Genomic DNA, 26,992 nt, shown 5'->3' on the forward strand with positions numbered 1-26,992 from the left:
CAAGAATATGAATCAAAAAACATCAAATGAACGCAGCAACAAAAAATTTCGGTCCGGTTTCGTAGCTATAATCGGCAGGCCAAATGTTGGTAAATCAACGCTGATGAACCATCTTATCGGTCAAAAAATTGCGATTATGTCAGATAAGCCACAAACGACACGGAATAAAATTCATGGTGTTTATACGACAAATGACACACAAATCGTGTTTCTTGATACACCTGGTATTCATAAACCACAATCCAAGCTTGGGAATTATATGATGCAAACCGCGGAAAGCGCGCTTCGTGAAGTGGAAGCAGCGCTCTTTCTAATCGATGCGTCTGAGGGACTTGGCGGCGGTGACCGTTTCATTATCGAACAATTGAAAAAAGTGAAAACACCTGTTTTCCTAGTAATGAACAAAATCGATAAAGTAGAGCCTGAACAGCTTCTGCCGATGATTACACAATATAATGCATTACATGAATTTGCGGAAATTATCCCAATTTCAGCGCTTAAGGGCAATAATGTGGAAACCTTACTTGAACAGCTGACACGTTATTTGCCTGAAGGACCACAATATTATCCAGCAGATCAAATTACTGATCACCCTGAGCAATTTGTTTGTTCGGAGCTTATTCGCGAGAAAATACTGCATATGACGCGTGAGGAAATTCCGCATTCAATTGCAGTGACAATTGAGGATATGCGCGTTAAGGAAAATGGAGTCGTTTATATCGGCGCGGTTATTTTTGTAGAGCGTGATTCTCAGAAGGGGATCATCATTGGCAAAAAAGGCGATCTGCTGAAGGAAGTTGGCAAACAAGCTCGAAAAGATATCGAAGCGCTGCTTGGCTCACGCATCTTTCTTGAGCTGTGGGTAAAAGTGAAGAAGGATTGGCGCAATCAGGAGCGCGTACTGAAGGATCTTGGTTACCGGAACGAATAAGCATAATTGACGTATTTTGTTAAGGATAGACATGAACGGTTTATCGCATCCTATTAACGTCTGAAGCAGCATTTCAGGGGACGGAAAGGGATGAATACGTATGCGGAATTTTTCGTGGAAGTATTTTACGTTGACCGGGGATGTCGAGTCTTTCATGTTATACAAGGAAATACACCAATACGGAGCAGAAGGCAGCTCCGATGCGTTAGTAGGAAATCAGGATGAGCTTGCCGAGCTGGACCTCGAGGACACATCTGTCTAACGTATCAATGGCATTATTTGAATCGGTTGATCAAGTATAGAGCTTTTGTGTTTTTAACAGCTAAACGTATGTTTGCCGCCATGGGACGGTAAACATACGTTTCTGCTTTCAGGGGAGAGTTTGCATTATGTTGTATCGTGTCGAGGGAATTGTGCTGCGAAGCATGGATTACGGGGAAGGCAATAAAATTGTTACACTGCTGACGAAGACAAATGGAAAAGCGGGCGTACTTATACGCGGAGCGAAAAAGGTGAAAAGCAAACATTCTTCGCTCGCACAGCCGTTTACATATGGAGAGTTTGTTTATTTCCGAAGCAGCGGGCTTGGCACGCTTAATCATGGTGAGATTATTGAATCTCACCATGTTTTGCGTGAGAAGCTTGATTTGGCTGCTTATTCCTCTTACGTAGCAGAATTGACGGATCGTTCAATACAGGACGACGAGGCAACGGGCTTTCATTTTGAACAGCTAAAAGCATGTCTTTCAGCACTTCAAGAAGGCAAAGACCCGCAAATCGTTTCTCATCTTTATGAAATGCGCATTTTGGACTTGTCTGGTTATGCTCCTGCACTTGATGAGTGTGTAAGCTGCGGTAACGTTGTAGGTCCTTTTAAACTTTCTCCCTATGCGGGTGGAATATTATGCTCGCGTTGTACTGGCAAAGATCCTCATGCGGTTTCGCTAGGTGAGGGTGCTTATAAGCTGCTTCGTTTGTTCCGCAGGATGGATATGAGAAGACTTGGTTCAATTCAAGTGAAGCCTGAGACAAAAGCAGAGCTTAAAATTGCTATGCGTAAGCTGTTAGACACTCATTTAGGAATGCAGTTGAAGTCGCGTAATTTTCTTGATCAGCTCGATAAATTAATGTAAAGAAATTCATTTCTTAAAATGGGTGCTTTTGGTTTGTTATCGGTCTCAAGACGGAGGGAAGGCTCATTCCTCTGCATGATTTCATCATCTAAGAAATTGATTTATGATAGATGAGGTTGTTTGAGATTCATAGTAATTGGAGGGGTTGACCTGATGTCTACAGGACAAAATAGACTGGGCTTTGTTGTGGCCGGACTTTTGCTTGGTATACTGGTCGCATCAATCGATAATACGATTGTATCGACAGCAATGGCAACGATTGTATCCGATCTAGGCGGCTTGGACAAATATGTATGGGTTACATCTGCATATTTGGTAACTGAGATGGCAGGCATGCCGATTTTCGGGAAATTGTCTGACATGTATGGGAGAAAACGTTTTTTTGTTTTAGGTATTTCTTTATTTCTAATCGGCTCTGTTCTTTGCGGAACGGCTGAATCGATTACGCAGCTGACCATTTACCGTGCTATTCAAGGTATTGGCGGCGGTGCGATGATGCCAATTGCCTTTGCAATCGTATTTGACATTTTTCCAGCAGAGAAACGCGGTAAAATGGGTGGATTGTTCGGTGCTGTATTTGGTACCTCAAGCTTGTTTGGACCGCTTGCAGGCGCATACTTAACGGAATATATCAATTGGCGCTGGATCTTTTACATCAATGTACCCATTGGTCTTGTGGCACTTGCTTTTATCGTTATTTATTACAAAGAGTCGCTTTCTCATGCCAAGCAAAAGATCGACTGGTGGGGAGCAACGACACTTGTGGGCTCTATCGTCTGTCTCATGTTTGCACTTGAGCTCGGTGGAACTGAGTTTGCTTGGGATTCACTGCAAATTATTGGTTTATTTGCTGGCTTTGCGGTTTTACTCGGCATATTTCTTTTCGTGGAAACGAAGGCAGCAGAACCAATCATTTCGTTTAATATGTTCAAACAAAGACTGTTTGCAGCAAGTACAGGAGCTGGCTTGTTCTACGGAGCGGCGTTTATTACAGCAGCTCTATATATCCCGATGTTTGTCCAAGGCGTATTCGGCGGAACAGCGGTTAGTGCAGGTTTAACTCTACTGCCTATGACCTTGGGATCAGTTATTGCGGCGCAGCTCGGTGGTTTATTAGTTAACAAAATGTCCTATCGCAGCGTCATGATGATTTCAGCTGTTATTTTTATTACAGGTATTTTCTTGCTATCCACCATTACGCCGGAAACAACAAGATTTATGTTGTCCGTGTATATGTTCTTAACTGGATTTGGTATCGGCTTCTCATTCTCTGTGCTTGGTATGTCCTCCATTCATGGATTCGATATGAGGCAAAGAGGAAGCGCCACATCTACGATGTCCTTCATTCGTTCATTAGGCATGACAGTGGGGATTACGGTATTCGGCATTATTCAGCGTAACCACTTTACAAAGGGTATGACAGATGCTTTTGCAGGTGGGGAAGGAACAGCTCCGATGACAGAAAATGCACGTGAGCTGTTATCGCCGGAGAAGCGTGCGGAAATACCGGCTCCAGTCATGGAGAAAATTGTTGCCGCTTTGTCAGATTCAGTATCAACAACGTTTGTTTGGTCTATTGTTCCCGCAGGCTTCGCATTAGTTTGTGTTTTGATGATGGGGAATACGGGTATGAAAGATATTATTGGCAAACGTGACGGGAAAACGTCTAATACAGACGAGATTCGTGCACATTAGCGGCTTTAGTATGATACCTAGGAACGATGTTTGACAATTGGCATAAAGAAGCATAAAATAATGCAATATGAATATTGGGCAGTGATGGAGAAAGTAATCGTTTTAAGCGGACTTGGTTAGCGAGCTGGGGAAAGTGAAAGCCCAGACGGTCAAAACGATGAAAAGGCACTCCGGAGTCGTATACAAGCAAAGAGGGCTAGCTCTTAAGGAGCTGACCAAGTAGGGTGGAACCGCGGGATTACAACTCTCGTCCCTACGTCTGGGAGCAGGCGTAGAGACGGGAGTTTTTTGCGTATAAACGCCTTTGCCTGCTTCGCTTTTACGGACACAAAACAGAGGAAGAAGGAGAGGGTCAGTTATGAATTTTCAAAAAATGATTTTGACTTTGCAGCAGTTCTGGGCTGAACAAAATTGTATTCTCGTACAACCTTATGACGTTGAGAAGGGTGCAGGAACGATGAACCCTATGACGTTTCTACGCTCGATTGGTCCTGAGCCTTGGAATGTTGCTTATGTGGAACCATCAAGACGTCCAGCGGACGGTCGATATGGTGAGAACCCAAACCGTTTATACCAGCATCATCAATTCCAAGTTATTTTGAAGCCATCGCCTGACAATATTCAGGAGCTTTATTTGGAAAGCTTGAAGCAGCTAGGCATTGATGCACTTGAGCATGATATCCGTTTCGTTGAGGATAACTGGGAATCGCCAACTCTTGGCGCTTGGGGTTTAGGCTGGGAAGTATGGCTGGACGGCATGGAAATTACGCAATTCACTTATTTCCAACAGGTTGGCGGCATTGATGCTAATCCTGTCGCTGTAGAGATCACATATGGTATGGAGCGTTTGGCTTCTTATATTCAACAAAAAGAGAATGTGTTTGATTTGGAGTGGGTTGAAGGAGTAACCTACGGTGACGTCTTCAAACAACCAGAGTATGAGCATTCCAAATATACATTCGAGACATCGGATACAGCAATGCTGTTCTCATTATTTAACATGTATGAGCAGGAAGCTCAAAAAACGATGGAGCATCATCTTGTGTTTCCAGCGTACGATTACGTATTAAAATGCTCGCACACCTTTAACCTGCTCGATGCGCGCGGCGCAATCAGCGTAACGGAGAGAACGGGCTACATTACACGGGTAAGAAATTTAGCGCGTGCTTGCGCATCGACATACTACGAGGAAAGAGAACGTCTTGGATTCCCTTTGCTGAAGAAAGGAGTGGAGCAGCATGACTAGAGATTTGTTGCTTGAAATCGGACTTGAAGAAGTGCCTGCTCGGTTCGTTCGCGGTGCGATGAACCAGCTAAAGGATAAAATGGTGAAGTGGCTTTCGGACTCCAGAATCGAACACGGCGCTGTAAATGTGTATGCTACACCACGCCGAATTGCTGTTCTAATCAACGACGTAGCTGAGAAGCAAACGGATATGAATGAGGAAGCTAAAGGCCCTTCTCGTAAAATTGCTCAAGACGACCAAGGCAATTGGAGCAAAGCTGCTCTTGGATTTGCTAGAAGCCAAGGCGTTGAGCCTGAACAGCTGTATTTCCAAGAACTAGCTGGCGTTGAATATGTTTATGCTACCAAAAGCAGCATCGGTACAGACACAGCAGCGGTACTGCCAGATGGCTTGCTCAGCTTGATTACTTCGATGTCTTTCCCGAAAAACATGCGTTGGGGCAATCATGAGCTAAAGTTTGTTAGACCGATCCGCTGGTTGGTTGCACTATTTGGTCAAGATGTGATTCCTTTTGAAATTACAGGAGTACAAACTGGCAATACAACACGCGGACATCGTTTCCTTGGCAATGATGCTACTGTACAAGAACCTGCTCAATATGTTGAACGCCTGCGCGAACAGCATGTTCTTGCTGATGTCAGTGAACGTGAAGAGCTGATTGTAGCTCAGATCGATCGTCTGGCCAAAGAAAAAGGCTGGGAAATTGCAATAAAGGAAGACTTGCTTGAAGAGGTTGTATTTTTAGTTGAATATCCAAATGTATTGTTTGGCGGCTTCGACCCAGCATTTCTTAACATTCCGCAAGAAGTGCTTATTACATCGATGCGTGAGCATCAACGGTATTTCCCGGTATTCAACAGCGAAGGAGAGCTTCTTCCGTTTTTCGTCACGGTTCGCAACGGCGATCTTAAGTCGATCGAGCTAGTATCGAAAGGTAATGAAAAAGTACTGCGCGCAAGACTATCGGATGCCAAATTCTTTTATGAAGAAGATCACAAGCTGACGATAGAGCATGCTCTCTCGAAGCTTGAGAATATCGTATATCACGAAGAACTAGGCTCAGTAGCTGACAAGGTAAGACGCATTCGTGCAACAGCTGATCTTCTGAGCAAGCATTTGCTGATCGATGAGCAAACGTCCAGCGACATTAGCCGCTCAGCTGATATTTGCAAATTCGATCTCGTATCCCAAATGGTTTATGAATTCCCTGAACTGCAAGGCATTATGGGGGAAGATTATGCTCTTAAAGCAGGAGAGCGAGCTTCAGTGGCGAAAGCCATTAATGAACATTATCAGCCGCGTTTTGCCGGAGATCTAGCTCCATCTGAATTAACAGGAGCAATCGTAAGCTTAGCAGACAAAATCGATACCATCGTTGGTTGTTTCTCGATCGGCATCATTCCGACAGGCTCGCAAGATCCTTATGCCCTTCGCAGGCAAGCAGCAGGTATCGTTCAAATTATTTTGGCGCACGGCTTGAAGCTGGAGCTAAACGATTTGTATGATGCGGCGCTATCCGTACATGAGAACCGCGGCCTTAAACGCGACGCTGCTGAAATCCGCAAAGATCTTTCTGATTTCTTTGCGCTTCGCGTTAAGAACGTATTGTCCGAGCAAGGCGTTCGTTATGATGTTGTAGACGCCGTTATGGCTTCTGGTTTTGCAGATCTGAAATCGACCATCGAGCGTGCGAGCGTCGTTCAAGCGCTTGCTGCAAGCAGCGACCGCACTGAATTTAAGCTAACTGTCGAGCAATTTAACCGTGTCAGCAATTTGGGCTCCAAAGCTGCTGGTGCAGCGGTTGATCCAGCTTTGTTCGCAGAACAGGTGGAAACAGAGCTGTATCAAACATGGCTAGCGCAGCGTCCAACGTTTAAACAAGCGATTGATGAGGGAGATATTTCAAGAGCGTTACAATCTTTATCATCGTTGAAGCCGTTTATTCATAACTATTTTGAGAATGTTATGGTCATGGCACCTGATGAGGCTGTTCGTGCGAATCGATTGTCAACGCTTGCTGGTATCGCAGAAGATATTGCGATTATTGCAGATTTCTCGAAGCTCGTTTGGTAATTGAGTCCGTAAGGAGGATGATAGATCATGTCTCGTTCTAATCCGGAAGTAATCGTATATGTCGTCTCCGATGCAGCTGGTGATACAGGGGAGCTTGTTGTACGCGCAGCAATCGCGCAATTTCATCCACTTCATACCGATATCCGCAGAGCCCCTTTTGTAACGGAAGAGGCAGGCTTGCTGCGAATTATTGAGCAGGCGCAGCAAGTTGATGCAATAGTGATCTATACACTCGTTATTCCGCATCTTCGCGACAGCATGAAAAAGTTTGCAGAGGCATACAGCGTAACCGCGATCGATCTTTTGGGATCTTTTATCGAGACGCTGGAGAAGCGGACTGGGCGGAAATCACGTCAAGAGCCTGGTCTTAATCATGTGCTTGATGCCAATTATTTCAAAAAGGTAGATGCTGTAGAATTTGCGGTAAAATATGATGATGCGAGAGATACATCCGGCGTACTAAAAGCAGATATTGTACTCGTTGGCGTATCACGCACGTCAAAAACGCCTTTATCGATGTACCTCGCGCATCAGAAGTTCAAAGTTGCTAATGTGCCGCTAGTCCCTGAGCTAAAGCCGCCAGACGAATTGTTTAAGCTGCCAAAACGCAAAATAATTGGGCTTACAATAGGTGTTCCATACTTAAATACAATACGGAAAGAACGCCTTAAAGCACTTGGCTTACCGAATAATGCATCTTATGCGACTCCTGATCGTATTGAAAAGGAACTGCTTTATGCCGATACTATTATGAAGCAGCTAGGCTGCGTTGTGATTGACGTATCACATCGAGCCGTTGAAGAGACAGCAAGTTTGATTATGGAATATGTACGTTTGCCATAATGTCAAGCGGAAGGATTTTTTAGAGTTATGCCGTATATAATAGTATAGGAAAAGAATTTGAAACCGAGCGGTGATTTTCTATTCGTCAACAAAAACCTACCATTGTGGTCGATGCGGATGCATGTCCGGTAAAAACGGAAATTGGTGAAACGGCAAGACTCTTTTCTGTAGGAGTGCTTATGGTTGCTTCTCACGACCATCGGCTGGAGCCTCAGCCTGGTGTAGATATTGTACAGGTGGACCGAAGCAATCAATCTGTCGATCTATACATTGTGAACCATATTGTGCGTGGAGATATTGTCGTTACACAAGATTTTGGACTGGCATGCATAGCAATCGGCAAAGGCGCTGTCGTATTGTCTCCTCGCGGAGAACAATATACCGATGAGAACATTGATTATTTGATGGAACGTAGACACGAACTTGCGAAACGTCGCCGTACCGGAGGCAAAACAAGAGGGCCAAAAGCGATGAACAACGACGATCGTGCACGGTTTCAACAAAAGTTGACAAAAGTTTTACGAAATGAGCAGGAGAACCATGACGTATAGCGAATATTATTTACGTGTTACTAGGATGAAGGTGATGAACGATGACATACGGTAATAAAATACCGGAAGAGGTCATTGATGCGGTTCGCAAGCATTATGACATCGTAGAGACGGTCGGGAAATATGTTCATCTCACGAAGCACGGCAAATATATGAAGGGGTTATGTCCGTTCCATTCGGAGAAGACTCCCTCATTTACAGTGACGCCGGAGCTCCAAATTTACCATTGCTACGGCTGCGGTAAGGGCGGCAACGTTATTCGTTTTTTTGAGGAAATGGAAGGTTATTCGTTTCCTGAAGCTGTTCGAGTGCTGGCGATGGATGCGGGAATGCCTGTAACCTGGGCATCACCAGATGGAGTGAAGTCCACGCCGCATGATGCAGACCGAGCCAAGATCATTGAGGCGCATGAGCTGACAATTAAGCTATATCATCATGTGCTGAATAACACGAAGCAAGGACAAGCGGCAAAACAATATTTGCGGGATCGCGGACTTAGTGATAAGCTGATTGATCATTTTATGATTGGTTACGCTCCTGAGGAATGGGACTTGCTGGCCCGGTTTTTAACGAATCGTGGGTTTGATCTTGCATTGATGGAAAAAGGCGGATTGCTTTCGGCTAAATCTGACGGGAGTGGATATGTGGATCGGTTTCGAAATCGCATTATGTTTCCGATATGGGATCGAGACGGCAAAGCTACCGCGTTTGCGGGTCGCATTATAGGCGAAGGACAGCCGAAATACTTGAATACCTCGGAAACGATGCTGTTTACGAAAAGCAGAACACTTTACAATCTGCACTATGCGCGGCCATCTATTCGAAAGAGTAAGCAAGTTGTATTGTTTGAAGGTTACATGGACGTCATTAAATCATGGAGCGCTGGCGTAAAAAATGGGATTGCCACGATGGGAACGGCTTTGACCGAAGAACATTGCGCTATTCTAAAACGACAAGCCGAAGAAGTCATTGTATGTTATGACGGTGATGATGCAGGACAAGCAGCAGCATTCAAATCAATTCCGATGCTTGAAAGCGCAGGCCTCAAAGTATCGGTGGCGATGCTTCCGAAAGGAAAGGATCCCGATGATTATATAAGCGAATATGGTCCGGAGTATTTCTTGCGAGAGATAATGGATCAGCCGGTATCGGTGACAAAATTTAAGCTTATATATTCAAGGAAAAACCATATACTGCTAAAAGAAGAAGGTAGAAAGAACTATCTGCTTGAAGCGGTACAAATTGTTGCAGAGCTTGATTCTTCAACAGAACGCGAGGTCTACCTGAAGGAAATTTCACGAGAGTTCGAAATCTCACTGGATGCTTTGAAACAGGACTGTCATCAAATTAGACAGGAGCTGCAAAAAAAGAAACCGCAAGGGGATAATAACGACAATTCGTGGAATAATGGTAGGAATGAAAAGCCCCGAAAGTCTGGACCACCTACTCTTATGCCTGCTTTCACACATGCAGAACGAAGGTTGCTGCACGTTATGATGCGGGATCGAGAGGTAGCGCAATCGGTTCATGAACGACTCGGCGATGCGTTTAATGTAGAGGATCACGCAGCTCTTGCTGCTTATTTATACGCTTATTTTGCACAAGGCTATGATCCGGATGTTAGCCGCTTTATTGCAACGCTGCATGATGACCGATTAGAACGTACAGCTGCATCGATTTTGATGATGGACGGTGACTTTCCGTTCGATGATACGATGATGGACGCATATATCCAGGACATTATTAAAGTACCGCAGTATCGTGATATTGAACGCAAGAAAGAAGAAATGGTGCGTGCTGAGCGTACCGGAGATTTTTTGGCAGCAGCACAAATAGCAAGTGAGATTATAACCCTAGAGAGACAGCTCAAAGGACGACAGGAAGATCGTTTCTAGGGGGGAGGGAGTCGGAATATGGCGAATGATCAACATACTGAACTAGATACCGAACAAAAACTGGATCATGTGAAGGACCAATTGATTGAGCAAGGCAAAAAGAGGTCATCTTTGACGTATAAAGAAATTATGGATAAGTTGGCTCCGTTCGATCAAGACCCTGAACAAATTGATGAATTTTTCGAACAGCTCGATGATTTTGGGATTGAGGTACTGAACGAAAATGACGAAGAAAATCCACTCGCTGCCCAAGGGGAAGAGCAAGAGCGCGAACAGGACGACTTTAACTTTGATGATGATCTAGCTTTGCCGCCGGGTATAAAAATTAATGACCCGGTACGTATGTATTTGAAAGAAATCGGTCGAGTTCCACTACTTTCTGCAGATGATGAGGTTGAACTTGCACAACGTATCGAGAATGGTGATGAGGAAGCAAAACGTAGACTTGCGGAAGCGAACCTGCGGCTTGTTGTCAGTATTGCGAAACGTTATGTAGGTAGAGGCATGTTGTTCCTTGATTTGATTCAAGAGGGCAATATGGGACTTATTAAAGCAGTTGAGAAGTTTGACCATCAGAAGGGCTTCAAATTCAGTACGTATGCAACATGGTGGATTCGTCAAGCGATCACTCGCGCCATTGCTGACCAAGCACGAACAATTCGTATCCCGGTTCATATGGTGGAAACGATCAACAAGCTAATTAGAGTATCACGTCAATTGCTCCAAGAACTTGGACGCGAACCGACACCGGAGGAAATTGCTGCGGAGATGGAGCTAAGCACCGAGAAGGTTCGCGAGATTATGAAGATCGCACAAGAACCGGTATCGCTTGAAACTCCAATCGGGGAAGAAGATGATTCTCACCTAGGTGATTTCATTGAAGACCAAGAAGCTCTTGCTCCAGCAGATGCTGCTGCGTATGAGCTGCTTAAAGAGCAACTGGAAGACGTGCTCGATACATTGACTGAAAGAGAAGAAAATGTACTTCGTCTTCGCTTCGGACTTGATGATGGACGCACGAGAACGCTTGAGGAAGTTGGCAAAGTGTTTGGTGTTACGCGTGAGCGTATTCGTCAAATTGAAGCCAAGGCACTTCGCAAACTGCGTCATCCAAGCCGCAGCAAACGTTTGAAAGATTTCCTCGAATAAAAAAACTTGATGTTTAGTATATTGACCTTTCTGCTCGTGCAGCGAGGTCTTTTTTCTAAAATGCCAACCTCATACATACGGACTTGTGCAGGCAAGACAAGTCGACCGAAAGGATAGCGGGATTTTATGAACCAGGATCGTCGGCAAATTATCGTGAAAGAAATTGATCATTGGCGCCGAAGCAAGCTGCTGCCAGATCAATATTGTGACTTTCTGCTGAATTTGTATGCTGATCAAGATACGATCCAAACAACTAAAGAACAGCATCATACAGTTGGAAAAGCAATCGCCGCAGTACAACGAGCAACAGGTATGCAATGGCTACTTACATTTGGAACTTTTACCTTAATTTCCTTTGTTGTGCTTTATTTTAACGAATTTCATCCGTTATTGCAAATGGCTGTTGTGGTCGGCGCAGTGGCTGTTTTTTTACTTACGGGACAGCGACTTCGCAGCCGCAATGAGTCGGCTGGATTGGCAATAACAAGTACGGGAATGCTCCTCCTTCTAGGCGGGGGATTGTATATGTTGAATCTGCATGCTATTGATCATTGGGGCTGGAAAACAGGCTTATTAGCCTTTTGTTCGATCTTTTGGGTTGTTTACGGAATCAAGGCTCGCATTCCTGCCCTTCATTTAAGTGGATGGTTGGCGGCTATACTTGTTTATGCGTGGCTGCTGTCACAATTTATGCTGGATTCGAAATGGTATGAGGTGCAGCTGTACTGGCTGCCTATCGCTTGTTTATTTGGCTGGAGCAGTTGGTTTGTACATCGCTGGTCGAAGCCGGTATCTGCTGTTTTGTTTGCAACCTGCGCGCTCGTGTGGTTTATGCCTGAGCTATACTCGGTCATGTTCGTAAATGATGCGATTTTGTTGCAGCTGCAGCTCATTGTCAAAATAGCGATAGGCGGCATAATATTATTTTCAATGCGAAAACAATGGATGGTGTGGGTTGTATAATGTTAAAACTATCAAGGCGTCTGCAGAAGATTGCAGATTACGTAACCGCGGGCTCGCGTGTAGCTGATATTGGCTCGGATCATGCGATGCTCCCCGTATATTTGCTGCAAATCGATAAGTGCCCTACAGCGATCGCAGGAGAGTTGAACCTCGGTCCATATGAGGCAGCGAAGAAGCAAGGTGCTGCTGCTGGAATGACTGCTCGTTTGACAGTCCGACAAGGCGATGGCCTGAACGTGCTTCAGCCTGGTGAGGCAGACACGGTCACAATCGCCGGTATGGGCGGCAGCCTTATGAGCGATATATTGGAGGCAGGTCATGCGGCAGGCAAGCTAGAAGGGGTTGTAGAGCTTGTGCTGCAGCCTAATGTAGGTGAAGAAGTCGTACGCGAATGGCTATTGAAGCATAATTGGTATTTGGCTGCAGAAAGCATTCTCGAAGAAGACGGAAAAATTTATGAAGTGATGCACGCCATACGTGTATCGGATGCTAAAGCGCGCAATAGCGAGCTTTATGATGGCAGCTTCTTGAAGGTTAAGCTTGCGGCTGACAAGCTATTTGGTGTTTTGAAGCAAATGGGTCCGTATTTGCTTCGCGAGCCGCAACCTGTATTGTTTAAAAAATGGCGTCATGAGCTGAATAAGCTTGAGCGTATTTGTGATCAGCTGGGTGGATCAGATCTTGCTGAATCAGCGAGTAAACGCGAGCAGTTTCAGGCGGAGATGAACGTGATTGAGGAGGTTTTACAATGCTTGCCAATGGACAAACCGTGATCCAGTTAATGGAGCAGCTTGCGCCTAAGCATTATGCGGTTGAGAATGACAAAATCGGCTTGCAGCTTGGCACATTAAATAAACCGATTAAGAAGATCCTCGTTGCATTGGATGTGACGGATGCTGTTGTTGATGAAGCGATAGAGCAAGGTGCTGAGCTTATTATCGCTCATCATGCGATCATATATCGGCCGCTAGCCAAGCTGGATACATCAACTGCGGCAGGGCGCCTATACGAGAAGCTTATCAAAAACGACATTGCCGTTTATATTTCACATACCAATCTTGATGTGGCAGATGGCGGAATAAATGATTGGCTCGCTGATTTAATCGGTATCGTGCCGGATAACCGTCAGTGTTTGGAGGAAGTACATACGGATAAGCTGTACAAGCTTGTTGTATTTGTACCAGAGAGCCATCACGAGCAAGTACTTGAGGCTATGTGGCGTGCAGGAGCAGGTAAAATTGGCAGCTACAGCAACTGCAGCTTCAATATAAAGGGGACAGGAACATTTATTCCTGGACAAGGAACGAACCCGTTCATTGGCGAGGAAGGAAAGCTGGAGCATGCTGATGAGATTCGGATTGAAACGATCGTGCCTCACAGTGTCCACCGTAAAACGGTCCAAGCTATGCTCAAAGCACATCCGTATGAAGAGGTTGCTTATGATTTATATTCAGTCGATTTAAAGGGCAGATCATTTGGACTGGGCAGAGTCGGCAAGCTAGCCGAGCCGACGACACTGGGTGAGCTTGCAGAACAAGCGAAGCAATTGTTTGATGTTCCAGCAGTGAGAGTCGTTGGAGCACTCGACCGAGTCATTCGCAAAGCCGCTGTACTCGGAGGAGCAGGCGGCAAGTATGTACGCCATGCTGTGTTTTCCGGTGCTGATGTGCTTGTTACTGGAGATATTGATTATCACACGGCACATGATGCGCTGGCTGCAGGAATGACGATCATCGACCCTGGTCATAACATTGAAAAAGTGATGAAGCAGAAAGTTGCAAATTGGTTGAATGAACAACTTGTGAGCAGTAAATATGAAACGACAGCGGTTGCTTCTTCCTTGAACACAGAACCGTTTACTTTTGTATAGTTAAATTATTGTTAGATTGGAATGGCATTGAGGGTTGAGCTTTTGTGAAATACCTTGTATACTTAACGATGCCACGGAAAGTTTGACAGACAATCGCTGGCGGCCTTGTTGCCGCGAGAGGAAAGTCCGGGCTCCGCAGGGCAGGATGCTGGATAACGTCCAGTCAGCGCGAGCTGAAGGATAGTGCCACAGAAATGGACCGCCGATGGCCGGCTTTTAGCCGGAACAGGTAAGGGTGGAACCGTGGTGTAAGAGACCACGAGGAGCATAGGTGACTACGTTCCTGGTAAACCCCATCTGGAGCAAGACCGAGAGGACGCCGCAGCCCCTAAGCTGCAGCCTTAGCCTGAGGCGCGTCCGGGTTGGTTGCTGGAGCCGTATAGCAATGTACGGCCTAGATAGATGATTGTCGCTTCATCGTGGGAGGGTCGTTCCCGTTTGGACCACCAGAAGTACAGAACCCGGCTTACGACAAACTTTCCGCACGACCTTACACTTACAAACAAAGAGCACCCATCGCATGCGATGGGTGCTTTATTGTGTTTGCTGAATTACTTCCCGTACTTATTCATAATCCGATCAAGCCTTCTTTTTACCTGATCGGGATAAGTTTGCAGCGCTCCACCGTACTTTGAGGCAGCTTGCAGTGCTTTATCAACATCGATTTCTCCATAGCCAAAATAATCGTCTTTTCCTTTGGCTCCTAAATCAATAGCTGATTTTCTCATAATTTCCATAACCTCAACATTGGATAGCTCAGGATTAATGGACCGAATCAATCCTGCCAATGCCGCGACATGGGGACTTGCCATAGATGTGCCGGACAATGCCGCATATTGACTGCCAGGATAGGTGCTCGCAATGCTGTCGCCAGGTGCTGCAACGTCTATATAATCGCCATAGTTAGAAAATGAAGCTTTTTCTTTGCTGCTGTTGGTAGCCGCAACAGCGAATACTTCCGGATATGCGGCTGGATACCCCGGACGATCCGTATTATCGTTACCGCTTGCTGCAATCATGACGACGTCATGGTCATAGGCGTATTTAATCGCGTCATGAAGAAAATCGGCCTGCGCATAGTTGCCTAAGCTCATATTAATGACCTTGGCTCCATGATCAACGGCCCAAATAATACCTTGAGCGACGGAGTAAGTGGAGCCTGCACCGCTGCTATCCAATACTTTAACAGGCATAATTTTGTTGTACCACGATAAACCGGCAACACCTTCATTATTGTTAACGGTAGCGCCAATGATGCCAGAAACATGGGTTCCGTGGCCAACATCATCATCGGGAGCTGCATTTTCATCTACAATATTTTTGCCTTCAGCAAGCTTACCCTTCAAATCCGGATGATTGCTTTGCACGCCGGTATCAAGCACAGCAATAATTACCTTGTCACTGCCTTTAGATAAACTCCAGCCCTTTTCCGTCTCAATTGAAGGCAAATTCCATTGATACTCTGAGTACAAAGCGTCATTTGGAACGATTGCGGCTGAGCTCTCATTTGTCATATACAAATAATGTGGTTCTGTATATTCGGTATTCCACGTTTGCTTGAAATAACGGACGAGCTGATCCGTTTCAATATTTCTTGAGCGGAAAATAAAAGTATCCCCGACTTGTTTAACCCACTCCGCATTTATATCGCGTTTTACCTGTTCAAGCTCGCTGCCCGAAAGAGGCTTAACGAAATGGACAACGACGTCGCGAACATGATAATGACTGGCATTACCGTTATCCTCGCCAGTACGAACAGTCGTATCGATCGTTGAGTTTGGTTTCACGGATTCGATTTTGTAATTTCCTTCCGCCGGATAAGGTACAAGTCTAAGGTTGCGCATTTGATGATGTTCTACGGATTTCAAAATATCTTGTTTGATGACACCGACAACACCGATTCCACTATGCTTGGAGTCTGGCACACCCAGCACCATATAACGGCTTCCATTTTTGGCCGTGAAAGAAGGGGATTCAAACTTGGCCCCTTTGCTAACTTGTGATTTTGCTTCAGAAACATAAGATTTGACTTTCTGATCTTCTGTTTGTGGAAGGGCTCCTCGATCAACGCTGCGATTGCCTGAAATCCAGCTAATATAAGCCATGTGCGCATGCTCATGCATCATATGCTTGATTTGTTGATCAGCTTCGTTTTTTGATCCCATGCTGGAGCTCATCAGCTTCTGAAAATCTTTGGAGCACTCCGTGGAGCAAAGCATCGCTGTCGCTTTCATATCGGATTGCAGCGCAGCAATTTTGAGCGTATGCTCGCGTTTTGCAGAAAAACTAGACGTTTGCGGCGGTTTTTTGACGTCTTTAGGGGCAAATATCGGCGTCATTGGTATAAGCAGAGCAGCTAAGGCTAAAATTGTAAGGCCACCAATCCATTTTCTATGCATGCCTGAAACCCTCCATTGATCGTTCTATATTAGAGCTAAGTCTAATCTATAGGTTCGGATTCCAAGGCTTAAAATATGCGAAGGAAAGCGTTAATCGCCAGTACCACTTAAATGTAATTTGTGGTACGATAGTGATGATTGTAGTTTTTACGTGTGTTTGGATTATGAAAGGGGAACTACCTATATGCCAACTGCCAACGTCAAAGCACTAACGGAATCAACTCGCACAAAGCTAAAGGATGCGTTAAGCCAACTGGAACCGTTTCTGAATAACAATTCCTTGCCCCAATTAACCGGCGAAGATGATGGAGAAGAAGCACATACTTTTTACAAAGGCCTTTTATCCGATTTGAGACATTTATTGGTCTTTTCTGAAGTCTCGGTTGAAAAGCTGGGAGTATTGCTCAGACGGCCCAATTTTGATACAGATTATGCGGAACGCGTGCTGTATGAGGTTTACCATCAATGCGTAAGCGCGTTTTTCTATCCGAAGAACGAATGTTATTCTGAAGATGGCCGTTATGCTTATACTGGCCAAGATGCGATTCGTTTCCGCTTTAAACCGAATCGTGATTCTCGTGGTATCGTACTTAGTGTTTCCAAGGTTTTTGAAGAACTGCGTGATGAATTAGCGTATTACGAAAATGATTACATGACTCAGCGTCGTATGCAAGGACAAAAATAAGGCAGAATGAATCACCTCCGGTCAGGGAAACTTGATAGTGGAGGTGATTTTTTTATGCCAAAAGGCGTGTCTTGTAGTGTCGCTAACTGCAACTTCTGGAAAGAAGGCAATAATTGTGGAGCTAGTGAAATCAACATCGAAATCGATCAACATGCAGGCGCCAATTTTAAAGAAGAATTTGCTGCGGATGACCTCGGACTATTTCATCAAGATCAAGCTGAACAATCAAAGTCAACATGCTGCCTTACCTTTAAACCAAAGGAGTGATGGTCGATGGGTAAATATGAAGACGATTATAAATCATTGTTGGATGATCGAGATCGATCTGAACGAACAAGCCATCCAGTTGTGGGGACGGATCGCTTGATTGATGTAAATGAAGAAATGGCTGCTGATTTTGCAATCAACAATCCAGCGGTTCATACAGAGCGCAAAGAAGACCGTTATGAGGAGAGAGAAGAGCGGGTAGATGCCGAGTCCGGAGGTTATGCTCTTGGATGGGTATCACTTGTGTTTGCAATTGCGTCTTGGTTTCTATGGCCTGTACTCATTGGTGCAACATCAGTCGTACTTGGTTTTATAGCATACCGACAAGGCGCACGCGGACTAGGCGGTTGGTCTATGGCGATCGGAGCTATTGCATTAATGTTAAATTTAATTATCGTCCCTTTTTATTACGCGATCACCTAACCGAATAAAAAAAAGCTCCTTCCCGGTAAATCGGGAGGGAGCTTTTTTTATTTTAGAGCTTGCTCACGGTGCTTCTGTACTTCCACATTCAAAGCGAGCATCTCCCGATCCAGGAGATGAATCATATCGGCAGAGCCTTTGAGCTGCTGTTGTATATGTAGCGGAATTTGCTCATTGAATTTATAATAGATCTTATGCTCGAGACTTGCCCAGAAATCCATGGCAATCGTTCTAATTTGAATTTCTACAAGCACATTTTCGGTTCGATCGGTAAGGAAGACCGGTATTTCAATTAGCAAATGAATGCTCTGATAACCATTTGGCTTCGGATTGATGACATAATCCTTGAGCTCAACGACACGCACGTCGCTTTGCTTGCTAATCATGTCGACGATTTGATAAATATCGGTAGAGAAGGAACAGATTACGCGTACACCAGCAATATCCCGAATATGCTCTTTGGCATCCTCAAGAGTAATAGGGAGCCCTTTGCGCTGAAGCTTCTGCATAACGCTCTCTGGCGCTTTGATTCTGGTCTTCATATGCTCGATCGGATTGTAATCATGAATAAATTGAAATTCTTCATTTAGAATGTTAAGTTTTGTTTCTACAGCATCGAGCGCAAATTTATAAGTCAGAAAAAAATGAGCCCATTGCTTTAGTTGATTCGTTTTCATACGCAGATCACTCCTGATATAACAATTATATATATGTGATTATTAGCTGGAACGGTTTCGACATAAGCGAGAATCGTTGTATTATTATAATGGTCGATATTATATGCCAAGTCAAATTTATAGCATACTTAAAAGTCAACAGACGGGAGAGTTAATCATGATTATTGACATTCATAACGTATCGTGGGAACAAAATAACAATAAAATTTTGGAACAAATAAGCTGGAAAGTAAACGAAGGTGAGCATTGGTGTTTGCTTGGACTGAACGGGTCTGGCAAAACAACATTGCTGAATATGATTAACGGCTATATATGGCCATCTGAAGGCAGTATGGCGGTTCTTGGAAAAAAATTCGGAGAATTTGATTTGCGCGAGCTGAGAAAAAGCATTGGTTGGGTTAGTACTTCATTGCAGCAAAAGCTATATGGCTCTGAGACTGCTCTGAAAATTGTTCTTAGCGGCAAATTTGCAACAATTGGACTATATGATCAAACCGATTCTGCTGACATGATCCAAGCAGAAGAATTAATGAGAACGCTTGGCTGTACTGCTTTAATGGAGCGAACCTACAACACGCTGTCACAAGGAGAGAAGCAGCGAGTGTTGATCGCAAGGGCGCTGATGGCTTCTCCGAAGCTGTTAATACTGGATGAGCCATGTACAGGCCTTGATGTATTTGCACGCGAGCAGCTGCTCCAAATGATAGCTGCTGTGGCAGGCGAGCAGAATGCTCCTACCATTATTTACGTGACCCATCACGTGGAAGAGATATTGCCTTGCTTTGCAAAAACGCTTTTAATTAAGAAGGGGAAGGTGTTTGCAGCAAATGACACTTCTGAGGTGCTGACATCCGCACTTATGAGTGATTTTTTTGGAGTGCCTGTCCATATCGAGAAGCGTAATAGCCGAAACTGGATTACTGTTGAGGGGGATTTATGGAATTAGTATTGCAAGAGCCGCAGTTTCAGCTGCAGCAGCCTCCTGAGCCAAAAAGATGGAAAAAAATAATGGCTTGGTTAAAAAATCGATTTGAGCTTAGGAATGATCGAGATCATTATATAGCGAGAATTGCTACAGGAAGCACAGCTCTATTTGCGTCACTAGCGATGACGGCAGCCGCGCTTGGCATGCCGACTGGACTTGGTACGGGCATTGATATTTTACTTTTTTTAATTTTGAATATCGTTGCTATGAGTCTAGCAGCAAACTTGCTATCATTTATATATTCAATGTTGTATTTACCAATACCACGCAGACTTGCGGCTGTATGGACATACGCTTCGATAGAGGCTTATCTGATTTTGTATTATGCTGAGCTCGGCATACTCATGTCGATTATCATTGCGTTAGCTTTTACCTTAATAGGGTCTGCTGCGGGCTGTTTGCTCGGTGTCCTCTTAAAGTTAAAAATAAAGCGACGGAGCAAATTTTTGATTATGGTTGGAGCAGCTTCTGTTGCAGCGATCAGCTATCTGTTTGTTTATTGGCCAGGAACTGCAGCTATGTCTCAAACGGCTGACGTCGCGCTGGACAGCAATTCCATTAATAATACAATAAATGCGCCTGATCCAGCTGAGAATGGGAAATTTGCATTTCAGACTTTCACTTACGGAAGCGGGCTGGATAAGCATAGAGTCATTTTTGGCAAAGAGGTTGATGTTCGATCTACGGCAGTTGATGCTTCAGCTTATATTACAGAATGGTCAAAACTGAAAACAAAATTTTGGGGATTTAACGAGCATGATCTGCCTTTAAATGGCCGTGTCTGGATGCCGGAGGGTGAAGGACCATATCCAATTGCACTTATCGTACATGGCAATCATTTGATGGAGGATTTTTCTGATGGGGGTTACGGCTATTTGGGAGAGCTGCTTGCTAGCCAAGGCATAATAGCCATTTCAGTAGATGAGAATTTTTTAAACTATTCCGTTTGGTCTGGTATACCTAATAATGATATGAAGGTACGCGCTTGGGTACTTCTTAAGCATTTGCAGCAAATTAAACAGTTGAACGAAGAAGTCGGTAATCCTTTTACCGGAAAGGTTGACTTAAGCAGGGTTGCATTAATTGGTCATTCCCGCGGCGGCCAAGCAGTAGCTATGGCTTCTGACGCGGATCGCTGGTTTAAAGACGACAAAACATTAAAGAGCTTAAATGATGTTATAATCGAGTCTGTTGTGGCAATCGCCCCAACAGATAAGCAAGTCGATAATAAATCGGCTCAGCTGACCGATGTAAATTACTTGACGCTTCAAGGGGCGCGAGATGCGGATGTAAACAATTTTTACGGTGATCGACAGTACAGCAGAACGAAGTTCCAAGAGTCAACGGATAAGTTTAAGGCAGCTCTTTATATCGCGGATGCTAATCACAGTCAATTTAATTCTGACTGGGGGAGAATGGATGAGCGTCCGCCGGGAGGTCTATTCTTGAGTCGTAAGGAGCTGCTTGCAGCTGAGGACCAGCGTCAAGTTTCCAAAGTTTATGTATCGGCATTTTTGCAAGCTACTTTGCTGGGTGAAAACAGCTATAAGCAGCTTTTTGAAGATTATCGCTCTGGACTTGATTGGCTGCCAAATACAGCGTATACCAATCGGTTTGAATCGTCCGATTTTACAGAGATTGCAAGGTATGATGATGGCAAGCAAAAAACAGCTCTGAAAAATGGCGGCAAGGCGAGCGTTGCTGGAATGATCGATTGGAGCATCGCATCAGCCGAAGACCGCGATGGCAAAAACAAAGGTACAAAAGGAATCGAGCTGGAATGGTCGGAGCCTGGGGCGGAATATGCTTTGGAATTATCGCCAAATACGATTGATCAAGCCGCAGAAATAACGGAGGGCAATCTTGTATTTTCGATGGCAAATCTTGAACGTGATTTGATTGCTGTTGAGGATAAAGACAAAGCGGATGCTGCTAATAACGCATTAGAACTCACTGAACCGCCGCCGCTGCCGGTCATAGAGATTGAGCTTACGACGACTGAAGGCGAGAGTATAGAGCTAGGCTTAGATAAAGTTATGCCTGTGGCGCCGCCAACGTATACTGCTTTTATGGCTTTTCCTTGGCTGGAGGAGCGCATTAAGGATGAGAAATACAAAGAATCTTCGGAGCCCATATTTCAAACCTACACACTGCCGCTTGAGCTGTTCAGCTCAGACGAATTAGCGATAAAAGCGGATGAGATTAGCCGAATTACGTTTCGTTTTGTAAGTGGACCAGGAAAAGTAATGATTGATGATATTGGGTTTACATCATAGCGAGCAAATAGGAAAGCGGGATGCCTGGCAGTTGGCATCCCGCTTTTACAACCTTATATGAATCATAAGTTACGAGCTTGTCCAGATGGCATCAGCCCGGAAGACTTTCCTTCTCTTCTTTAAAGGTAAAGTTTCTTGCAGCATATAAGAATGGTGTCGAACAAAGGGATACGATAAATTTGATGACATAAGTCGATAAGAAAATTGAGAGCCAAAGCTTGCTGCTATAGCCTGGTGCGCCTGCAAAAGCAATGGTGCAAAATATGAACGTATCGACTAGCTGACTTACCATAGTACTCCCATTATTACGAATCCAGAGCTGATTAGGAGCCGGACATAAACGTTTTAAAGTGGAGTAAATTTTGACGTCCAAAAATTGGCTCACAAAATATGCGCATAAGCTTGCTAGTGCAATTCTTGGCATTAGACCGAATAACGTTTCCATAGCACCTTGAACCTGCAGAGGAAATTCTTCATTTAACGGATTAAAAAGAAGCGCCATCTGCATAATAATGGTCGAAGTAATAAGCGTGAAGAATCCGAACCAAACGGCTCTTTTGGCCGCTTTCTCGCCATACTTTTCATTAAGAAGGTCTGACGCCAAGTAGATAGTTCCGTACATCGTATTGCCAAGCGTTATAGCAATAATCATGCCGAAGGCATGGATATCGATTGTTTTGACGACTTGAATGTTGGCTAACACGGTAGCCATTCCTATCCAAGCGTAAATGCCTATCCGGCCAAAAAAACGATACGAAAGAAGAAATAACGAAAAATGCACGAGCATGAAGATCGCGCCAAACCATAAATTAAACATGTTGCTTGTTACCTCCTAGTTTTGATAACGCGGGAGTTTTCGAACCGCGAATTGCTTGACTGATAAGACTTCTGAGTTGTTTTTCTGCCTTTGTCATTATAAACGCTTCTTAGGAGCGGAGCAATAACTTTTGATTGTTGTTTCATTTAGGCGGCAGAAGATGGTAAAATGGATGTTACGTTTTAAAACATGGTATGCCAAAGACTTGGTTAACCTTACTAATAGTTAAGGAGTGGTAAAGTGACTAATTCTAACGAACAATTGGAACAAGAGCAGCAGCGTGTCATTGACGTGACGGATCTCATCCGCACTCGGATAGAACAATTCAACAATCAGCTGGGCGGCATACGCGAGGATATCGTTGATTTCCGACGTAATTTTTGGGATGATGTAACACTAAATTTTGAGGATGCGGCGGAATCAGCAGAGTCGCATGCCAGCATGAAGCAGCAAGCAGAGGTACTCTCAGAGCGTGAAAGAAGCCACCGCCATGCTGAGGAACAGCTAAAAACACTTTATAAGCTTGTGCATTCTCCATACTTCGGTCGAATTGATCTTCAGGAGGAGGGGCAGTCCGAATCAGAGCCGATTTATTTAGGTGTAGGCTCCTTGCTGGATGATAGCGGATATGAGTACCTTATCTATGACTGGCGGGCTCCCGTATCGAGTCTTTATTACGATTATGGCCCGGGTCCTGTGCAGTACGAAACGCCAAGCGGATCGATTAAAGGCGAAATGTCGCTTAAGCGTCAATTTATTATTCGTGATGCTGAAATTCGCAGTATGTTCGACACGGGAGTCACGATCGGGGATGAGCTGCTTCAGGAAGTGTTAGGCAAGCAGTCTGATGCCCAAATGAAAAGTATTGTAGCTACGATTCAGCGTGAGCAAAATCGTATCATTCGCAACGAGCGCGCTAGGCTTCTTATCGTTCAAGGAGCTGCGGGCAGCGGAAAAACGTCAGCCGCGCTTCAACGAGTGGCCTATTTGCTTTATCGGTATCGCGGCTGGTTAAATGCGAACCAAATCGTTTTATTCTCACCAAACCCAATGTTCAACAGTTATGTGGCGACCGTATTGCCTGAGCTTGGCGAGCAAAATATGCAGCAAACGACCTATCAGCAGTATCTCGAGCACAGGTTAGGACAAACGTTTGCCTTAGAGGACCCATTCTCACAAATGGAATATACGCTCGCAGCGGTTAATGAACAAGGCTATGATGCGAGAATAGCTGGAATTACTTATAAATCAAGCAATTCGTTTATGCATTTGATTGATCATTATGCTGCCGAGCTTGGTCAAGAGGGGCTAGCTTTTAAAGCAATTACGTTTATGGGACGAAAATTGATTTCTGCTGCAGCAATCTCGGAGCAGTTTTACAGTTTGGAGCGTTCGTCTTCCATTGGAAACCGGATACGTCTTACGGCGGAATGGATTCTGAAAGAGCTGACGCGGTTAAGCCGCGAAGAACGTGATCAGGACTGGGTTCAGGAACAGATCGAGCTTCTAGATCAAGAGGCGTATGCGAAGGCATTTGAAGATCTGGAACGGAAAAAACATTTTGCAGGAAATACATTTGACGATTTTGACGCCGAACGTGATTATTTAGCCGCGATGGTTGTACAGAAAAAATTCAAGAAGCTGCGCAGACGAGTGAAGCAATTATTGTTTTTGGATGTGCCTGCGATTTATAAGAGACTATTCGAGGATAATGCGAATATGTTGGAGCGATTTAAAAACAGCGATCATCAATTGCCTGAAAAATGGAATGAAATTAGTGAGCAAACGATTGCAAAGCTCAATCAGAAAGAGATTTATTATGAGGATGCTACTCCGTATTTATATTTAAAAGAAAAGCTTGAAGGATTTCAAACGAATACATTGGTTAAACATTTATTTATTGATGAAGCGCAGGATTATTCACCTTTTCAATATCACTATTTAAAACGTATTTTTCCCAACTGCAAAATGACCGTGCTGGGTGATCTCAATCAGTCCATATTTGCTCACGCTGTAACAGGTAATGGTTTTGAGCCGTTATCAGAGCTGTATAGCGAGGAGGAGACAGAGAAGATCATTTTAACAAGAAGCTATCGCTCGACGAAGCCGATTGTGTCATTCACGAGTCGGATGATTGAAGGCGGTGATCAAATCGAGGCCTTCAACCGAGATGGCGCTGAGCCAACAATCACTAAAGCAGATAGCGAAATGCAGCTCATAGAGGGAATGCAGGAGAGAATGAATCAGCTGCTGCTGGGCGGTTATCAATCAATTGCGGTCATATGTAAGACGGCGGAAGAAAGCAAACGCATGCATGCGTCTTTGCAGCCATACTTTCCTAAGCTCCGCCTTGTAGAGAAGGAAACCGTTACGTTTGAAAAAGGAATTATTGTGATTCCTACTTATTTAGCCAAGGGCGTCGAGTTTGATGCAGTTGTCATTAGCAATGCTAGCAATGAGATCTATTCACGCGAAAGCGAAAGAAAGCTGTTTTACACCGCATGTACGAGAGCGATGCATGAGCTCCATATTTTCTATACGGGAGAGCTCACGCCGTTCATCAAATAACCTTATTTTCTAATCTCTGACCAAATTTCATGAACATCCACTTGAAGCTCCGAAGCTATCAGCTCTGCTGTAAGTCTTTGGGGCTTCAATATTTTCCCGTTGCGGAGCTTGGAAATGGTTTGAATGGAAATACCGGTTGATGAGGATAGATAACCGACGGTTATATCTCTTTTGGCCATCCATATGCGCAGTTTCATCGAAGCTTCGATACAATCATCGACAGGACGCAGATCCCAGATGACGAATGCAAACTCAAGTACGTCGCCAAATCCGTCAATGATGGGTGTAAACGAAACAGACAACTCAAACTCGATTCCGCTTAGCTTGCTTGTCTTAATCGTAAGACTCCGCTCTTTTTTTTGCAGGTGAGCCTCTTGTATTATTTTTAAAATTTTTCCATGATCCGTTTCCGCAATAAATTGCAGCAGCGTTTCGTCCTGCATTTGCTGGTTAGGCTCAATTTGAAAGGGAGCAAGCCTGTCTCTTAGAAAACGCACATGATGATGTCTATCAATAATTCCGCTAATCAACACTTTATTTCTTTCTGCTTGCTGTTCAATCCAATTGTATGGTGATAGATCTTCGAATATAATGAAGGCATAAAGGAGTTTATTATCAATGCTCCTTGGCAAAGGCTGCAGGTCAATGCGTACAGAAATTTTTCGTTTCGATTTGGTGTAAATAATAACTTCGCTTCTCATCACTTGCCTTGAAATGTTGATCTTGTATTTATGAAGCAAATAGCTGCTTTTTTTGGATTGCAGCTCTTTTAGCGTATAACCGCATAACCTAAGGAAAGCTTGGTTCGCGTCCTCTATGCGCACCTCTATTTCATTTTGACTCATTAGCAGCATAGGCTGATTCATGATTTGAAAAATATGATTGTAAACCGACAATACGAAACACTCCTCTTAAACCCATTCCACGACCCTATAATCAAATAAAAGTATAAAATAGTCGTTCTAAACAAACAAGTCAATGAATTTGGCATTTCGTATTATGTTTCAAAAGTGTTTCATAAGTTTAATTAATTAAACTTGATCGCTGAAACGATACCTTTATGGTGCAAATAGTCATAAGTTGATTCAAAATCACCTGTAACACTCCGCCAGCAGGCTTTATTCTCATTCGGTTTCCCGATAATATGAAAGCAGACAGCCTCAAGTGGAAAAAAAGAGCAGCAGGCTAACACACAGGGGAGACAGAATATGAACCATTGCATCATAGAAAACTGTACGAAGCCGATCAAAGCCAAAGATTTATGTGCAATGCACCACCAACGTTTGCTGCGTCACGGTGATCCTTCCATTGTAAGACCGCGCAGAGTTAAACAAATTACAAATTGCAAATGGATTAAATGTACTCAACTCTCAAAAACGAAAGGTTTTTGTGCTAAACATTATTACATACAGCGAACGCTGAGTCCGGAAAAAGATTGATGTTACGTAATCTGACATGGATTAATTATTATTGTCGAAATCTATGAAAACGACTGTGTTTTTTTTCAAAACCATGTATAATGTGGATAAAGTGATTCGTGTTCAG

Annotated in this window: 23 protein-coding genes and 1 other RNA gene; 20 read left to right on the plus strand and 4 right to left on the minus strand. The window is 44.1% G+C overall.

From position 1 onward, the window contains the following. Nucleotides 1–7: 7 nt before the first annotated feature. The 14 genes from era (at nt 8) to rnpB (ending at nt 14,834) form a co-directional block, all read left to right on the plus strand. A complete protein-coding gene (era, locus tag BK120_RS07715; protein ID WP_054024225.1) occupies nt 8–931 on the plus strand; it encodes a GTPase Era in 924 nt (307 codons plus the stop codon). Between the two features lie 100 nt (nt 932–1,031). After that, nucleotides 1,032–1,193 carry a YqzL family protein gene (locus tag BK120_RS07720; protein WP_076266896.1) on the plus strand — a complete coding sequence of 54 codons (162 nt, stop codon included), beginning with the start codon at nt 1,032–1,034 and terminating at the stop codon, nt 1,191–1,193. 127 nt (nt 1,194–1,320) lie between these two features. Then, nucleotides 1,321–2,064 (plus strand): DNA repair protein RecO, encoded by a 744-nt coding sequence (gene recO / locus BK120_RS07725; RefSeq protein WP_076266897.1) that lies wholly within the window; start codon nt 1,321–1,323, stop codon nt 2,062–2,064. Nucleotides 2,065–2,217: 153 nt separating this feature from the next. Continuing rightward, the gene (locus BK120_RS07730) at nt 2,218–3,759 is read left to right on the plus strand and encodes an MDR family MFS transporter (RefSeq protein ID WP_076266898.1); all 1,542 of its coding nucleotides are present in this window, start codon (nt 2,218–2,220) and stop codon (nt 3,757–3,759) included. Between the two features lie 358 nt (nt 3,760–4,117). Beyond that, nucleotides 4,118–5,005 carry a glycine--tRNA ligase subunit alpha gene (glyQ, locus tag BK120_RS07735; RefSeq protein WP_076266899.1) on the plus strand — a complete coding sequence of 296 codons (888 nt, stop codon included), beginning with the start codon at nt 4,118–4,120 and terminating at the stop codon, nt 5,003–5,005. Further along, the gene (gene glyS, locus BK120_RS07740) at nt 4,998–7,079 is read left to right on the plus strand and encodes a glycine--tRNA ligase subunit beta (protein ID WP_076266900.1); all 2,082 of its coding nucleotides are present in this window, start codon (nt 4,998–5,000) and stop codon (nt 7,077–7,079) included. The genes glyQ and glyS overlap by 8 nt, the downstream gene beginning before the upstream one ends. Nucleotides 7,080–7,106: 27 nt before the next feature. Further along, nucleotides 7,107–7,922, plus strand: coding sequence for a pyruvate, water dikinase regulatory protein (locus tag BK120_RS07745; RefSeq protein WP_076266901.1), 816 nt, complete (start codon nt 7,107–7,109; stop codon nt 7,920–7,922). Nucleotides 7,923–8,002: 80 nt separating this feature from the next. Then, nucleotides 8,003–8,473, plus strand: a complete 471-nt coding sequence (locus BK120_RS07750) for a YaiI/YqxD family protein (RefSeq protein WP_144376704.1) — start codon at nt 8,003–8,005, stop codon at nt 8,471–8,473. Between the two features lie 41 nt (nt 8,474–8,514). After that, a complete protein-coding gene (dnaG, locus tag BK120_RS07755; RefSeq protein WP_076266903.1) occupies nt 8,515–10,368 on the plus strand; it encodes a DNA primase in 1,854 nt (617 codons plus the stop codon). A gap of 18 nt (nt 10,369–10,386) precedes the next feature. Further along, nucleotides 10,387–11,517, plus strand: coding sequence for an RNA polymerase sigma factor RpoD (gene rpoD, locus BK120_RS07760; RefSeq protein ID WP_053376806.1), 1,131 nt, complete (start codon nt 10,387–10,389; stop codon nt 11,515–11,517). A gap of 126 nt (nt 11,518–11,643) precedes the next feature. Then, nucleotides 11,644–12,480: a hypothetical protein gene (locus tag BK120_RS07765; RefSeq protein WP_076266904.1), complete on the plus strand. Its 837-nt coding sequence runs from the start codon at nt 11,644–11,646 to the stop codon at nt 12,478–12,480. Then, entirely contained in the window at nt 12,480–13,253 is a 774-nt protein-coding gene (locus BK120_RS07770; protein ID WP_076266905.1) for a tRNA (adenine(22)-N(1))-methyltransferase, read from the plus strand. The genes BK120_RS07765 and BK120_RS07770 overlap by 1 nt, the downstream gene beginning before the upstream one ends. Beyond that, entirely contained in the window at nt 13,229–14,350 is a 1,122-nt protein-coding gene (locus tag BK120_RS07775) for a Nif3-like dinuclear metal center hexameric protein (RefSeq protein WP_076266906.1), read from the plus strand. Before BK120_RS07770 ends, BK120_RS07775 begins: the two co-directional genes overlap by 25 nt. Nucleotides 14,351–14,427: 77 nt before the next feature. Next, nucleotides 14,428–14,834: RNase P RNA component class A (rnpB, locus tag BK120_RS07780), an RNA gene on the plus strand. Between the two features lie 67 nt (nt 14,835–14,901). Here rnpB and BK120_RS07785 read toward each other — a convergent pair. Beyond that, nucleotides 14,902–16,749 (minus strand): S8 family peptidase, encoded by a 1,848-nt coding sequence (locus BK120_RS07785; protein WP_076266907.1) that lies wholly within the window; start codon nt 16,747–16,749, stop codon nt 14,902–14,904. A gap of 184 nt (nt 16,750–16,933) precedes the next feature. On the opposite strand from BK120_RS07785, the gene BK120_RS07790 reads away from it, so the two are divergent. Genes BK120_RS07790 through BK120_RS07800 form a run of 3 tightly spaced genes read left to right on the plus strand, consistent with a single transcriptional unit; the run spans nt 16,934 to nt 18,124 of the window. After that, nucleotides 16,934–17,434 carry a YpuI family protein gene (locus tag BK120_RS07790; protein WP_076266908.1) on the plus strand — a complete coding sequence of 167 codons (501 nt, stop codon included), beginning with the start codon at nt 16,934–16,936 and terminating at the stop codon, nt 17,432–17,434. A 54-nt stretch (nt 17,435–17,488) separates the two neighbouring features. Next, the gene (locus BK120_RS07795; RefSeq protein ID WP_076266909.1) at nt 17,489–17,701 is read left to right on the plus strand and encodes a DUF1540 domain-containing protein; all 213 of its coding nucleotides are present in this window, start codon (nt 17,489–17,491) and stop codon (nt 17,699–17,701) included. Nucleotides 17,702–17,707: 6 nt separating this feature from the next. Continuing rightward, complete coding sequence (locus BK120_RS07800) at nt 17,708–18,124, plus strand: hypothetical protein (protein WP_083681720.1); 417 nt, start codon at nt 17,708–17,710, stop codon at nt 18,122–18,124. Between the two features lie 47 nt (nt 18,125–18,171). Here the strand turns inward: BK120_RS07800 and BK120_RS07805 are convergent, their stop codons facing one another. Further along, the gene (locus tag BK120_RS07805) at nt 18,172–18,801 is read right to left on the minus strand and encodes a GTP pyrophosphokinase (RefSeq protein WP_076266910.1); all 630 of its coding nucleotides are present in this window, start codon (nt 18,799–18,801) and stop codon (nt 18,172–18,174) included. 157 nt (nt 18,802–18,958) lie between these two features. Here BK120_RS07805 and BK120_RS07810 point away from each other — a divergent pair, with 157 nt between their 5' ends. Together BK120_RS07810 and BK120_RS07815 are read left to right on the plus strand one after the other, a co-directional pair. Continuing rightward, nucleotides 18,959–19,747, plus strand: coding sequence for an ABC transporter ATP-binding protein (locus BK120_RS07810; RefSeq protein ID WP_076266911.1), 789 nt, complete (start codon nt 18,959–18,961; stop codon nt 19,745–19,747). Then, nucleotides 19,738–22,062: a poly(ethylene terephthalate) hydrolase family protein gene (locus BK120_RS07815; protein WP_083681722.1), complete on the plus strand. Its 2,325-nt coding sequence runs from the start codon at nt 19,738–19,740 to the stop codon at nt 22,060–22,062. Before BK120_RS07810 ends, BK120_RS07815 begins: the two co-directional genes overlap by 10 nt. Before the next feature lie 91 nt (nt 22,063–22,153). Here the strand turns inward: BK120_RS07815 and BK120_RS07820 are convergent, their stop codons facing one another. After that, nucleotides 22,154–22,879 (minus strand): queuosine precursor transporter, encoded by a 726-nt coding sequence (locus BK120_RS07820; RefSeq protein ID WP_076266912.1) that lies wholly within the window; start codon nt 22,877–22,879, stop codon nt 22,154–22,156. A gap of 240 nt (nt 22,880–23,119) precedes the next feature. Between BK120_RS07820 and helD the strand changes: the two genes are divergently transcribed. Next, a complete protein-coding gene (helD, locus tag BK120_RS07825; RefSeq protein WP_076266913.1) occupies nt 23,120–25,447 on the plus strand; it encodes an RNA polymerase recycling motor HelD in 2,328 nt (775 codons plus the stop codon). Between the two features lie 2 nt (nt 25,448–25,449). On the opposite strand, the gene BK120_RS07830 is transcribed toward helD, so the two are convergent. Continuing rightward, nucleotides 25,450–26,343 (minus strand): helix-turn-helix domain-containing protein, encoded by an 894-nt coding sequence (locus tag BK120_RS07830; protein WP_076266914.1) that lies wholly within the window; start codon nt 26,341–26,343, stop codon nt 25,450–25,452. Nucleotides 26,344–26,992 lie beyond the last annotated feature (649 nt).

Source organism: Paenibacillus sp. FSL A5-0031 (assembly GCF_001956295.1).
Taxonomy (GTDB): domain Bacteria; phylum Bacillota; class Bacilli; order Paenibacillales; family Paenibacillaceae; genus Pristimantibacillus.